Raw genomic sequence first — 13750 nt, 5'->3', positions numbered from 1 at the left:
CCGAGGACCTGTTCCACGGCCACATCGGCGGCATGGACGTGTGCGCCCAGGCGCTGCTGATCGCCGAGAAGATGGTCAACGACGGCCGCCTGAAGGCCGCCGTGGACAGCCGCTACGCCGGCTGGGACGCACCTGCCGGGCAGGACATCCTCAACGGCCGGCGTTCGCTGACCGAACTCGCCGACCAGGTGCTCGCCGCCAACACCGACGTGGCGCCCGTGTCCGGCCGCCAGGAAGTCTTCGAGAACCTGGTCAATCGCTTCTGCGGCTGAACGGCCTCGTTAAAACAACAGGCCGACGCCCTGCCATGACCCACGCTCTCCCATTGCTGCCCGACTTCGTTCCGGTCGCGCCCGCGACTGCCCGCCACACCGGGAACGCCCCCTTCATCAAAGGTACCGCCGCGACACCCGGAAGTGCCTTGAGCAGCGAGGCGCGCAACAGCGCGATGCTGACCTACTCCAGCCCCTTCCCCGCCGACTTCGTCTTCGGTGTTGCCGCCGCCGCACCCCAGATCGAGGGCGCCGCCTTCACCGATGGCAAGGGCGAGTCCATCTGGGACCGCTTCTGCCGCACGCCCGGCAAGGTGCATGACGACGACACCCTGGACGTCGCCTGCGATCACTACAACCGCTTCGACGACGACTTCGCGCTGATGGCGTCGTTGGGCGTCAAGAACTACCGCCTGTCGCTGGCCTGGCCGCGCATCTATCCGAACGGCGACGGTGAGCTGAACCAGGCCGGCCTGGACTTCTATCACCGCCTCTTCGCCAGCATGAAGAAACACGGCATCGAGCCCTGGGTGACGCTCTTCCACTGGGACCTGCCGCAGTCGCTGGAAGACCGCGGCGGCTGGACGTCGCGCGTCACGGTCGACGCCTTCGGCCGCTACGCCGACACGGTCGTCAAGGCCTTCGCTGGTGAAGTGAAGCACTGGATCACGATGAACGAGATCCGCTGCTTCACGCAACTGGCCTACGGCTATGGCACCAAGGCACCGGGGCGCAAGGAGAGCGCGGCCGTCGTCAACCAGACCTTCCACCACGCGCTGCTGTGCCACGGCCACGGCGTGCGCGCGGTGCGCGAGTTCGGCGGCGCAGGCGCCGTGGTCGGCCTGACCGACAACTGCGATGTCTGCGTGCCCGTCACCGAGACGCCGGCCGACATCGCCGCGGCCAAGGCCTGGTTCCTGGAGAAGAACGCGCACGTGCTGGGCGCCATGCACGCCGGCCACTACCCGGCCGACTATCTGGCCCGCGTGGGCAGCGATGCCCCGCAGGTGCTGCCCGGTGACTTCGAGCTCATCAGCCTGCCCACCGACCACCTGGGCCTGAACATCTACACCGCCACGTACGTGCGCGCCGGCAAGGATGGCGCCGCCTGGGAGGCCGTGCCGCTGCCGGCCAACTACCCGCGCGCCGACAGCCTCTGGCTCAACCTGGTGCCCCAGGCCATCTATTGGGCCACCCGTTTCTGCCATGAGCTGTACGGCCACGCTTCGCTGTACATCACCGAGAACGGCTGCGGCTACAACGACGAGCCAGTCGTGAACGGCGAGGTGCTGGACCTGCACCGCCGCGACTTCCTGCGCAACCACCTGCGCGAGGCCCACCGCGCGATTGCCGACGGCGTGCCGCTGCACGGCTACTTCCTGTGGAGCTTCATCGACAACTACGAGTGGGAAGACGGCTACCAGCGGCGCTTTGGCATCGTGCACTGCGACTACGCCACGCAGGTGCGCACCCCGAAGCTGTCGGCGCGCTACTACGCCGAAGTCATGCGCGAGCGGTGCATCCTGTGAACGCGAGCACCCTTCACCTGGAGCGCGTCGTGCCGCCCGCGGCGGATCGCCTGCCGATGCGCCAGAAGATCGGCTTTGGCCTCGGGTCCATCCTGGACATGTGGGGCCACTGGCTCTATCCGTCGCTGGCCTACCAGGTCTTCAACATCTTCCTCGGCGTGGCCCCCGGCCTGATTTCGACGGTGCAGATGATCAAGATCTTCGTCGACGCCGGCTCGGACGCCGTCTTCGGCTGGCTGTCGGACAACACGCGCACGCGCTACGGGCGCCGCCGTCCCTTCATCCTGGTGGGCGGCGTGCTTGCCGGCATCGGCCTGCCACTGATGTTCGCCGTCGGCAAGGGCTGGACCCAATCCGAGTACTTCATCTTCATGCTGGTCAGCACGGTGATCTACGTGCCCATCATGAGCTGCTTCAACATGCCCTGGAGCAGCCTTGGTGCGGAGATGACGCCGGACTACCACGAGCGCACGATGGTGATGGCGATCCGCAACGCCATCCAGAAGGGGCCCGAGCTGGCGATGTTCTTCGCCGCCCAGTTCACGACGCTGGCCATCTTCAACCAGGCCAACGGCAAGCCCGACATCCTGCGCGGCGCGCAGACCTATTGCGCCATCCTCGGCGCCATCATGGTGGCTGCTTCCATCGCCATCTTCCTGCTGGTGCGCGAGCGCTACTACGAGAAGCTGGTGTCGCGCACACAGACCCACATCCCGTTTGCCGACACGCTGTGGCGCACGCTGCGCTGCAGGCCCTTCCGCCATGTGCTGGGCATGATGCTGGCCTACGGCACCGGCACGGCCATGGTGGGCACGCTCGGCTACTACGCGACGGTCTACTACGTCTGCGGCGGCAACGTCGTGGAGGGCGCGAAGTGGAACACGGCCATGGGCCTGTCGGGCATGGCCTTCGGCTTCGCGGGCATCCCCTTCTTCGCGTGGATCGCGCGCCGCCAGGGCAAGCGGGTCGGCCTGGCGGCAGTGCTGTTCCTGGCCATTTGCGCCTTCATCGGCGACTGGTGGCTGTACGACCCGGCGCGGCCTTATCTGCAGCTGCTGGCCTGCGGCTTCGTGGCTTTCACAGGTGCAGGGTTCTGGACGCTATACAACGCCACGCTGGGCGACGTGGTGGACTACGACGAGATGCAGACCGGCCAGCGCCGCGAGGGCTCGTTCTCGGCCTGCCAGTCGTGGATCTCCAAGGTCGGCATCGCGCTGGGCACGGGCGCCTCGGGCTGGATCCTGCAGTTCACCGGCTTTGACGCCAAGCTGGAGGCCCTGCAGACGCCGCACGCCATTTTTATGATGCGCATCCTGCTGTCCACCATCCCCGTCATCGGCCTGGTGCTGGCGCTGGTGTCGCTGCTGCGCTTTGAGYTGACCGAGAAGCGCATGGCCGAGATCCGCGTGCAGCTGGAAGCCACGCGGGGGCAGGTATGACAGCCACCGGAGCGCGTTGATTTCGCCACCCAGGTCGACGCAAAGCACCCCAAAACGATGATGCAGGAATGCAAGAAGAGCCCACGCCCTTCCTGGGCTCGACGGCATCTGCTCGCCTTGACCTTGCTCGCGTGGGTGTGCCCATGTCCCGCTGAACCGGCGGTCTTGCGCATCGTGGCGCCGACCAGCCAGTCGATGCCGGTGCTCAGGATGGCTGAGCAGCGACCCGTCGCAGGTTTGCTCAAGGACCTGGGCGAGGTGTTCGCCCGGCAACTGGGGCTGAGCCCAGTTTTCCTGCCGCTCCCGAGCAAACGCGCGGCCCTGGCCGTGGAGTCTGGTGCCGCCGATCTGCTGTGCTACGCCAAGCCGGAATGGCTGGAGGCCGATGTGCTCTGGACGCAGCTTTTCCTGTCGGGCACGGGCATCATCGCGGCCGGTCCGGACTCGCCCGCCGTGTCGCAGTTGCAGGATCTGCGCGACGAACCACTTGGCACCGTGCTGGGCTACCGCTACCCGGCAATCGATCAGGTGCTGGCGCGGCCGATCGCCCGAGAGGACGTCGCCGACGCAGAGACGAATCTGCGTCGTCTGGCCCTGGGCAGAGTCCGCTACGCCGTGACGGACCGCGCCGCGTTGGCGCACTACGTCAAGAGCCATCCAACGTCAAACCTGCGCGAAGTGCTCGAGGTCGAGCCCTACCGGCTGGGCTGCGCGCTGTCACCGGCCAAGGCCGACCTCCTTCAGCCTCTGAACCGCGTCATCGATCGCATGCGCGTCGACGGCACGTTGGAGAAGCTGTTGAATCGCTACCGCTGATTGGCAATCCGGCCCGGGTATTTACTGGTCTTACCAAATTTTCCATATGGCAAAGTGGCATGACCAATATTTTGACTATTAAGGAAACCTTGTCGCGATGACCTCGCTCCAGGCCGAGTCCTCCACTTCATCGTTGCTGAGCATGCGCGGCGTCTGCAAGCGTTTCGACAGCGTCACCGCGTTGTCGGGCGTCGAGCTGGACGTTCGTCGCGGCGAGGTCCACGCGATCTGCGGTGAGAACGGCGCCRGCAAGTCGACGCTGATGAAGATCCTGAGCGGCGTCTATACACCCGACGAAGGCGAGATCCGCATCGACGGCCAGCCCGTCCGCATCGGCGGCCTGCATCACGCGCAGGAACTCGGCATCGTCATGATTCACCAGGAGCTGAACCTGGTGCCCCACCTGACCGTGGCCGAGAACATCTGGCTGGGTCGCGAGCCGCGGCGGGGCTGGTTTGTGGACAGGGCTCAGCAGCGCAAAGGCGCGCTCGCCTGCCTGCAGCGGCTGGGCATGGACATCGACCCGGATACCGAGGTTTCGGCCCTGTCGATCGCGCAGCAGCAAATGGTCGAGATCGCCAAGGCCCTGTCGATGGATGCGCGGCTGCTGATCATGGACGAACCCACGTCATCGCTCGGCGAGGCGGACGCTTCCCGCCTGCTGGCGGTGGTGCAGGAACTCAAGCGCTCCGGCGTGGGCATCGTCTACATCTCGCACCGGCTCGACGAACTGGACCACATCGTCGACCGCGTCACCGTGCTGCGCGACGGCCACTACATCACCACCCGTCACTGGGCCGAGACGTCGATCGACGAGATCGTCAGCCTGATGGTGGGCCGCGAGCTGAACCAGCAGTTCCCGCCGGCCACGCGCCAACCTTCCACCGAAGTGCTGCTGCGGGTGCGCGGCCTGCGGCGTGAGGGTGTCTTCGGGCCGCTGGATTTCGAGCTGCGGCGCGGCGAGATCCTCGGCTTGGCCGGCCTGGTCGGCGCCGGCCGCACCGAGGTCGCACGGGCCATCTTCGGTGCCGATGCTGTCGATGGCGGTGAGATCGAACTGGATGGCCAACGCCTGCAGATCCGCTCGCCGCGCGATGCCATCGCTGCCGGCATCGCCTACGTCTCCGAAGACCGCAAGGCCCACGGCCTGGCGGTGAAGATGAGCGTGGCCCACAACATCACGCTGGCCAACCTGGGCGCGCTGGCCAGCGGCCTGGGCTTCATCGACGCGGCGCGCGAGCGCAGCACGGCCGAGCGCTTCATCAGCCAGCTCGGCATCCGCACGCCGTCGCCGGACCAGATCGCCCGGCTGCTGTCGGGCGGCAATCAGCAAAAGGTGGTGATTGCCAAATGGCTGTTCCGTGAAGCGCGCGTGATCCTGTTCGATGAACCCACCCGAGGCATCGACGTGGGCGCCAAGTACGCCATCTACGAGCTGATGGACCGGCTCGCGGCCGAAGGCGTGGGCGTCGTGCTGATCAGCTCCGAGCTGCCGGAGATCCTGGGCTTGAGCGACCGCGTGGCGGTGTTCCGCCAGGGCCAGCTCGCCACGCTGCTGAACACCCGCACGTGCAGCCAGCACGACATCATGCACCATGCCTCCGTCGGCTCATCCGAGCCGGCCAAGCCCTCCATGGCATCCCTCGAACCGACGACATGAACGACCGCCAGAAAGACCTGATCCAAAAATTTGCCGCGCTGGCGGGCCTGCTCATCCTGGTGCTGGTGTTCTCGCTGACGAGCAACGCCTTCTTCTCGGTCGGCAACGCGATGACGGTGTCGCTGCAGGTGAGCACCATCGTCTACCTGGGCATCGGTGCGACCCTGGTCATCCTGACCGGCGGCATCGACCTGTCGGTGGGCTCGGTGCTGGCGCTATCGGGCGTGGTGGCGGGCATGCTGGTCAAGAACGGCATGCCGGTGCCGCCGGCCATGGCCATCGGCGTCGTCGTCGGCGCGCTGTGCGGTGCCATCAACGGCCTGTGTGTGACCCGCCTGCGCCTGCCGCCTTTCATCGCCACGCTGGGCATGATGCTGGTGGCGCGCGGCGTTGCGCTGCAGCTCACCGACGCGCGGGCCATCTCCGGTCTGGGCGAAGCCTTTGGCGAACTGGGCAACGGCGCGCTGTGGCGCATCGAGAAGATCGACGAGCAGGGCTTCCCCGACATCGTCTTCCCCGGCATCCCCTATCCGGTGCTGCTGATGGTCGTGCTGGCCATCGTCGCCGGCATCCTGCTGCGGCGCACGACGCTGGGGCGGCATCTGCACGCTGTCGGCTCCAACGGCGAGGCAGCGCGGCTGTCGGGCGTCAACGTCGGTCGCGTCGCGATGTTTGCCTACATCGCCTCGGGCGCGCTGGCGGGCCTGTGCGGCTGCGTGCTGATGTCCCGCCTCGTCACCGCGCAGCCCAACGAGGGCGTGATGTACGAGCTCGATGCGATCGCGGCAGCCGTCATCGGCGGCACCTCGCTGCTGGGCGGTGTCGGCACCATCTCCGGCACGCTCATCGGCGCCTTCGTCATCGGCATCCTGCGCAACGGGTTGAACATGAACGGCGTCTCGTCCTTCACACAACAGATCATCATCGGTCTGGTCATCCTCGTCACCGTCTGGATCGACCAACTCCGCAACCGGCGCTGAAGACCGGTTCCATTCCTCAGGAGACATCCCATGCCCCGTCCTTTGATTCGCGCGCTCGTGAGCGCTTGCCTGGCCCTGCTCGGCACCGCATCCCAAGCCGGCGAAATCGCCGTCATCGTCAAGACCACGAACTCGACCTATTGGCAGAACGTCAACAAGGGCGCCGAGACCGCCATCAAGGAGATCGCCGGCCACACGCTGACCTTCTCCGGCCCGGCCAGCGAATCAGCCATCGCCGACCAGGTCAACCTCGTCGAGAACGCCATCAACCGCAAGGTGGCCGGCATCGTGCTCGGCCCGTCGGACCCCGACGCGCTGGTGCCGGTCATCAAGAAGGCCTGGGAAGCGCGCATCCCCGTCGTGTTGATCGACTCGCACGTGTCCGAGGCCGGCAAGCCCTACTACCAGTCCTTTCTGACGACGGACAACCGCGCCGCCGGTGAGCTCTGCGCCAAGCAGCTGATCGAGAAGGTCGGCACCACCGGCAAGGTGGCCGTCATGTCCTTCGTTGCCGGGGCCGGTTCCGAGGTCGGCCGCGTCGGAGCCTTCACAAGCTACCTGAAGGCCAACTCCAAGCTGGAGATCGTCGGGCCCTTCTATTCGCAGTCGCAGATGGCCACCGCGATGAACCAGACCACCGACGTGCTGGCCGCCCACCGCGACCTCAAGGCCATCTTCGGCGCCAACGAGCCCACCGCCGTCGGCATGGGCCGCGCGCTGGTGCAGAGCGGCCGCGCAGGCAAGCTGGTCGCCATCGGCTTTGACGGCAACCAGGACCTGCAGAAGTTCGTCCAGGACGGCACGCTCACGGGCATCGCGGTGCAAAGCTCCTTCCAGATGGGCTACCTGGGCGTCAAGACCATCTCCGACGTGTTGCAGAAAAAGCCCGTGCCCAAGTTCCGCGACACCGGCGTCGTGTGGGTCAACAAGGCCAACCTGCAGTCGCCCGAGGCCAAGGCCGTCCTGTATTGAGTCGACAAGCGACGAACTTCAATGCCGCGCTTGAATCACCTTCCCAGCCGCCCTCTCACCGGCGCCGGCCTGCAGCTGACGACGCTGGGCCTGGGCGCCGCGGCCCTGGCCGGCCTTTACGAGGCCGTGGATGACGCCACGGCCATCGCGACGCTGCAGGCCGCCTGGGGCGCCGGCGTGCGCTATTTCGACACGGCCCCTTTCTACGGCTACACGCGCAGTGAACGCCGCGTCGGCGAGTTCCTGTCGCGCCAGCCGCGGGACAGCTTCGTGCTGTCCACCAAGGTTGGGCGCCTCATGCATTCCGACCCGAAAGTGGCGGCCGGCAGCGACGGCTGGGCCAATCCCCTGCCCTTCCGCCCGGTGTATGACTACAGCTACAGCGGCGTGATGCGCTCCTTCGAGGACAGCCTGCAGCGACTGGGATTGGCGCGCATCGACATGCTGCTCGTCCACGACATCGGCCGCTTGACCCACGGCGACCAGCACGACCTTCATTGGCACGCGCTGACCACCGGTGGTTTCCGGGCACTGGAGGAACTGCGCAGCCAGGGCGTCGTGCGGGCCATCGGCCTGGGCGTGAACGAATGGGAAGTGGCGCAGGACGCCATCGCCGCCGCCCCCCTGGACTGCGTGCTGCTCGCCGGCCGCTACACGCTGCTGGAGCAAGGCAGCCTGGGCTTCCTGGAMCAATGCGCAACTGCAGGCGTGCGCGTCGTCATTGGCGGCCCCTTCAATTCGGGGCTGCTGGCCGGACAGGCCAAGTACAACTATGGCGGCGTGCCGCCGCAGGTGATGCGCCAGGCTCAGGCCCTGGACGGAACCTGCGCCGAGTTCGGCGTGCCGCTGCAGGCCGCGGCGCTGCAGTTTCCGCTGGCGCATCCGGCCGTGGTCAGCGTGCTGGCGGGCATGCGCTCGCCTGAACAGGTCGCAGCCAACGCCGCCTGGCTGGAGCGCGCCATCCCGCGCGAGCTCTGGCATCGGTTGCGCGGCCGTGGCCTCATTGCCGGCAATGCGCCTCTGCCCGAGCGCGACCTCCAGGACGACTGATGAAGGTCGACTCACATCAGCACTTCTGGCGCCTGGCCGATCGCGAGGGCCAATGGCCGCCCGCTTCGCTGCAGGCCATCCACCGCGACTTCGGCCCCGAGGATCTCGCACCTCACCTGCAGGCCGCCGGCATTGACGCCACCGTGCTCGTGCAGTCCTTGCCGAGCATCGACGACACCCGTTGGATGCTGGCACTTGCCGAACGCACGCCCTGGGTGCGCGGGGTCGTCGGCTGGGTGGACTTCAAGGCCGCCGATGCGGCAGCGCAGATCGCCGCGCTGGCCCGCCACCCGCTGCTCAAGGGCCTGCGCCCGATGCTGCAGGACCTGCCCGAAGACGACTGGATCGCCGACCCGGCCTGCAGCCCGGCCGCCGAGGCCATGCAGCGCCATGGCCTGGTGTTCGACGCGCTGGTGCTGCCGCGCCAGTTGCCGGCGCTGTGCCGTTTCGCCGCACGCCACCCGCGGTTGAACCTCGTCATCGACCACGCTGCCAAACCCCTGATCGCGCGCGGCGAGCTCGAGCCCTGGCGCAATGACATCGCCGCATTGGCCGCCCTCCCGCAGGTGCACTGCAAGCTCTCGGGCCTGCTGACCGAGGCAGGCGAGCGCCGCGATGCGGCGGCCCTGCACCCTTACGCCCAAGCGCTCTGGACGCTGTTCGGCCCGCGCCGCCTGCTGTGGGGCAGCGACTGGCCCGTGCTGCGCCTGGCTGCCGACTACGCCGACTGGTGGCAGCTCGCCCACCAGTTGGCCCGCCAATTCCACCCGGTTCCCCAACCTGACGACCTGCAGGCGCTTTTCGGGGGCAATGCCGCTCGCCTCTACCGCCTCGCCTCCACCACCTAGAACCATGTTGACTGTTTCCTGCGAATCCCCCGGCGTTCTCGTCGCTCACCAACGCCCTCGCCCCGAGCGCGGCCCCGCGGAGGTGTTGCTGCGCGTGAAGCGCGTGGGCGTGTGCGGCACAGACCTGCACATCTTCACCGGCCACCARCCCTACCTCRRCTACCCGCGCGTSATGGGSCACGAGYTCTCSGGCAYCGTGGAGGACGCCGACGCCGACAGCGGCCTGAAGCCGGGCGACGCGGTCTACGTGATGCCCTACCTGTCCTGCGGCCACTGCATCGCCTGCCGCCAGGGCAAGACCAACTGCTGCGTTCGCATCCAGGTGCTGGGCGTGCATCGCGACGGCGCCTTTGCCGAATATGTCAGCGTGCCGCAGCGCTTCGTCGGCAAGGCCGATGGCATCACGCTGGACCAGGCCGCGATGGTGGAGTTCCTGGCCATCGGCGCACACGCGGTCCGCCGCGGCGAGGTTGCGGCCGGCCAGCGCGTGCTGGTGGTGGGCGCAGGCCCCATCGGCATCGGTGCAATGCTGTTCGCCCGCCTGCGTGGCGCCATCGTCACCGCCCTCGACAGCCGCCAGGACCGCCTCGACTTCGCGCTGCGCCATGCCGGCGCCACTGCGGCCGTGGCCCTGGGTGAAGGCGACGAGGAGCAACTGTCGCGGCTCACCGAGGGTGAGTTCTTCGACGTGGTGTTCGACGCCACCGGCAACCCAGGCGCCATGGAGCGCGGCTTTCGCTTCATCGCCCATGGCGGGCGCTATGTGCTGGTGTCCATCGTGCAGGGCGATATCCGCTTCTCCGACCCGGAGTTCCACAAGCGCGAGGCGACGCTGCTCAGCAGCCGCAACGCCACGACGGAAGACTTCGAGACCGTCATGAAGGCGATGCGCGAGGGTCTGGTGCCCGACGTGGCGCTGGCCACGCACCGGCTGACGCTGGCCGACGTACCCGCCGGCTTCCCGCGCCTGCTGGACCCTGCCGAGGGCGTCATCAAAGCCATCGTCGAATGCTGAGCATGAAGCCCCTCGTCCAAGGAGTACCTTGGCCGGTCCCCCGAGGGGACGGCGATGCTTGCCGGTTCGACCGGCAAGCACATCGCCCTGGCGGGCCGGCTTGGGAGCGGCCCGGCGCTCGGCCCGCGATGCCTGAATTCGAAACCGCTCGGCACCCATGAACCCAGGCCAGCCCATCCTGCAGTTCGGCACCAGCCGCTTCCTGCAGGCACATGTCGACCTTTTCGTCAGCGAAGCCACCGAGCGCGGCGAGGCGCTGGGCGGCATCACGGTGGTGCAGAGCACCGGCAACCCGGCAAGCACGATGCGCACCCAGGCCATGGCCCGTGCCGAAGGCTTCGACGTCATCGTGCGCGGCCTGGCGCAGGGCCAGCCCGTGGAAGAGCGCAGAACCTGCCGCTCCGTGCGCGAAGCCTTCCATGCCGCGACGGACTGGCCCGCCGTGCGCGGGCGCATGCGGGGGCCTGTGCAGGTGATCGTTTCCAACACCGGCGACGGTGGCTGGGTGCTGGACGCTGCTGACGCCGTCGCCCTGCTGTCCGACGACGCCGCGGCGCCCTCATCCTTCCCCGCCAAGCTGCTCGTGCTGCTGCACGACCGCTGGCAGGCGCAGCCCGACGCAGAGCTGACGCTGCTGCCCTGCGAGCTGGTGTCGCGCAACGGCGACGCGCTGCGCGACCTCGTCGTGGCGCTGGCGCGCCAATGGCAGTGCAAGCCGGCCTTCATCGACTGGCTGCAGGCCCGGCCGGTGTGGGCCAATTCGCTGGTGGATCGCATCGTGTCCGAGGCCCTGGAGCCGGTCGGCGCCGTGGCCGAGCCCTATGCACTGTGGGCCGTCGAGGCGCAGCCGCGGCTGCAGCTGCCTTGTCGACATCCCGACGTCGTCCTCACCGACGATCTCGCGCGCTTCGAACGGCTCAAGCTCTTCTTGCTCAATCTTGGCCACACACTGCTCGCTGAGCAATGGCAGAAGGGCCGCCTTGCAGCCGACATGACAGTGCTGCAGGCCATGCAGGACCCGGCGCTGCGCGAGCCGCTCGAAGCCGCCTGGCAGCAGGAGGTGCTGCCGGTGTTCGACGCGCTGGGCCAGGGCGATCAGGCGCGGGACTACCTGGTTGCCCTGCGCGAACGGCTATTGAACCCCTTCCTGGCCCATCGGCTGGCCGACATCGCGCAGAACCATGAACAGAAAAAATCACGGCGCCTGCGTCCAGTGGTTGAATTAGCACGGCTGCATGTGCCCGGCCTGGTGCAGCCCCGGCTGAACGCCGCGCTGGCCGCGCAATGAACAAGGAACACGCAATGCAACGCATGGGCATGGTGATCGGCATCGAGCCGGACCGTATCGCCGAATACAAGCGCCTGCACGCGGCCGTCTGGCCCGCGGTGCTGGCGCGCCTGGCCGCCTCCAACATCCGCAACTACAGCATCTTCCTGCGCGAGCCGGAGAACCTGCTGTTCGGCTGCTGGGAATACCACGGCAGCGACTACGAGGCCGACATGGCGGCCATCGCCGCCGACGCCGAAACCCGCCGCTGGTGGACCTTCTGCAGCCCCTGCCAGCGTCCGCTGGAAAGCCGCGCGCCTGGCGAGCACTGGGCAGCCATGGAGTGCGTCTTCCATGTCGACTGACGAAGCGCCGCCGCTGATCCTGCTGCACGCCAGCGACAACGTCGCCGTGGCGCGCGTGGCGCTGGCGGAAAACGCAGAAATCGCCGCGCCGGGTGGTGCTGCCTTGCGTGTTCGCGCTGCCATCGACGCGGGCCACAAGATCGCATTGCGCGCCATCGCGCCCGGTGAGGTGGTACTGAAGTACGGCCAGCCCATCGGCGTGGCCAGCACCGCCATCCAGGCCGGCGACCATGTGCACGTCCACAACGTCGACATGGCCAAGGAAGCGCCACCCCAGGCGGCCAGCCGCTCGCCCGCAGCGCCACTGGCCGCTGGCGAGGCGGCCAGTTTCGAGGGATTCGTGCGAAATGACGGCCGCGTCGGCACGCGCAACTACATCGGCGTGCTTTCCAGCGTGAACTGCTCGGCGACCGTCTGCAAGGCCATCGCCCAGGCTTTCAGTGGCGAGGCGCTGGCTGCCTTCCCTGGCGTGGACGGCGTGGTCGCCATCACGCACGGCAGCGGCTGCGGAATGAGCGCCGAGGGCGAAGGCCTGGAACTGCTGCGCCGCACGCTGCGCGGCTACGCGACCCACCCGAACTTTGCCGGCGTGGTGCTGATCGGCCTGGGCTGCGAAGTGAATCAGGTCGACCCGCTGGTGCAGGGCCTGCCTGCCGCAGCGCGTGAACGCATCCATGTGCTGACGATCCAGCAGGCCGGCGGTACCCGCGAAGCCGTCGAGCAAGGCAAGCAGCTGGTCCGCGAACTGGCCGCGCAGGCCAGCACGGCGCGACGCAGCACGGTCGCGCTGTCCCATCTCGTCATCGGCCTGCAATGTGGTGGCTCGGACGGCTATTCCGGCATCAGCGCCAACCCGGCACTGGGCGCCGCGGTGGACCTGCTGGTGCGCCACGGCGGCACGGCCATCCTGTCGGAGACGCCGGAGATCTACGGCGCCGAACACCTGCTCACCGCGCGCGCCGCATCACCTGAAGTGGCCGAGCGGCTGCTGGCCCGCATCCGGTGGTGGGAGACGTATGCCGCCCTGCACGGCGCGCAGCTGAACAACAACCCGTCGCCCGGCAACAAGGCGGGTGGCATCACCACCATCCTCGAGAAGTCGCTGGGCGCCGTGGCCAAGGGCGGCAGCAGCACGCTCAATGACGTGGTCGAGTACGCGCAGCCCGTTCAGGCGCACGGCCTGGTGTTCATGGACACGCCGGGCTACGACCCCGTGTCAGCCACGGGCCAGGTGGCCGGTGGCGCCAACCTGATCTGCTTCACAACGGGGCGTGGCTCGACCTATGGCTGCAAGCCCACGCCTTCGCTGAAGCTCGCCACCAACAGCCGCCTGTTCGAGCGCATGCCCCTGGACATGGACTTCAATGCCGGCGGCATCGTCGAGGGCTCGCAAACGGTGGCCGAGGCTGGCGAGGCGCTGTTCCGGCTGATCGTGGAGACGGCGTCGGGCCGTCTCACGCTGAGCGAGCAGCATGGCCTGGGTGACAACGAGTTCGTGCCCTGGCAGCTGGGCGCCGTCATGTGAGGCGCGTGGTGC

At 67.8% G+C, this 13750-nt stretch carries 12 protein-coding genes and 1 pseudogene; all 13 read left to right on the top strand.

The annotated features are described in order from the left end of the window. A pseudogene (locus ACXJKJ_RS26625) lies at window positions 1-272 on the top strand (xylose isomerase); the annotation flags it as partial. Between the two features lie 35 nt (window positions 273-307). Continuing rightward, window positions 308-1801, top strand: coding sequence for a GH1 family beta-glucosidase (locus ACXJKJ_RS26620; protein WP_457393782.1), 1494 nt, complete (start codon window positions 308-310; stop codon window positions 1799-1801). Next, window positions 1798-3240, top strand: a complete 1443-nt coding sequence (locus ACXJKJ_RS26615; protein ID WP_056197486.1) for an MFS transporter — start codon at window positions 1798-1800, stop codon at window positions 3238-3240. The genes ACXJKJ_RS26620 and ACXJKJ_RS26615 overlap by 4 nt, the downstream gene beginning before the upstream one ends. A 117-nt stretch (window positions 3241-3357) precedes the next feature. Next, window positions 3358-4056 carry a substrate-binding periplasmic protein gene (locus tag ACXJKJ_RS26610; protein WP_457356528.1) on the top strand — a complete coding sequence of 233 codons (699 nt, stop codon included), beginning with the start codon at window positions 3358-3360 and terminating at the stop codon, window positions 4054-4056. 97 nt (window positions 4057-4153) lie between these two features. After that, the gene (locus ACXJKJ_RS26605; protein ID WP_457393780.1) at window positions 4154-5716 is read left to right on the top strand and encodes a sugar ABC transporter ATP-binding protein; all 1563 of its coding nucleotides are present in this window, start codon (window positions 4154-4156) and stop codon (window positions 5714-5716) included. Beyond that, window positions 5713-6696 carry an ABC transporter permease gene (locus tag ACXJKJ_RS26600; protein WP_056197492.1) on the top strand — a complete coding sequence of 328 codons (984 nt, stop codon included), beginning with the start codon at window positions 5713-5715 and terminating at the stop codon, window positions 6694-6696. Before ACXJKJ_RS26605 ends, ACXJKJ_RS26600 begins: the two co-directional genes overlap by 4 nt. 30 nt (window positions 6697-6726) lie before the next feature. Continuing rightward, window positions 6727-7668, top strand: a complete 942-nt coding sequence (locus ACXJKJ_RS26595) for a substrate-binding domain-containing protein (protein WP_457393777.1) — start codon at window positions 6727-6729, stop codon at window positions 7666-7668. 30 nt (window positions 7669-7698) lie between these two features. Then, window positions 7699-8718, top strand: coding sequence for an aldo/keto reductase (locus tag ACXJKJ_RS26590; protein ID WP_457393775.1), 1020 nt, complete (start codon window positions 7699-7701; stop codon window positions 8716-8718). Then, a complete protein-coding gene (locus ACXJKJ_RS26585) occupies window positions 8718-9566 on the top strand; it encodes an amidohydrolase family protein (RefSeq protein WP_457356523.1) in 849 nt (282 codons plus the stop codon). The genes ACXJKJ_RS26590 and ACXJKJ_RS26585 overlap by 1 nt, the downstream gene beginning before the upstream one ends. A gap of 4 nt (window positions 9567-9570) precedes the next feature. Further along, window positions 9571-10581, top strand: coding sequence for a zinc-binding alcohol dehydrogenase family protein (locus tag ACXJKJ_RS26580; RefSeq protein WP_457393773.1), 1011 nt, complete (start codon window positions 9571-9573; stop codon window positions 10579-10581). A gap of 157 nt (window positions 10582-10738) precedes the next feature. Next, complete coding sequence (locus ACXJKJ_RS26575; protein ID WP_457356521.1) at window positions 10739-11869, top strand: mannitol dehydrogenase family protein; 1131 nt, start codon at window positions 10739-10741, stop codon at window positions 11867-11869. A 14-nt stretch (window positions 11870-11883) separates the two neighbouring features. Beyond that, window positions 11884-12213 carry an L-rhamnose mutarotase gene (locus ACXJKJ_RS26570; RefSeq protein ID WP_056197501.1) on the top strand — a complete coding sequence of 110 codons (330 nt, stop codon included), beginning with the start codon at window positions 11884-11886 and terminating at the stop codon, window positions 12211-12213. Further along, entirely contained in the window at window positions 12203-13738 is a 1536-nt protein-coding gene (locus tag ACXJKJ_RS26565) for a UxaA family hydrolase (RefSeq protein ID WP_056197503.1), read from the top strand. The genes ACXJKJ_RS26570 and ACXJKJ_RS26565 overlap by 11 nt, the downstream gene beginning before the upstream one ends. Window positions 13739-13750 lie beyond the last annotated feature (12 nt).

It is taken from the genome of Roseateles sp. P5_E1 (genome assembly GCF_054049335.1).
Note: the sequence above shows the minus strand (reverse complement) of the source record. Positions and strands in the feature narration are given on the sequence as shown.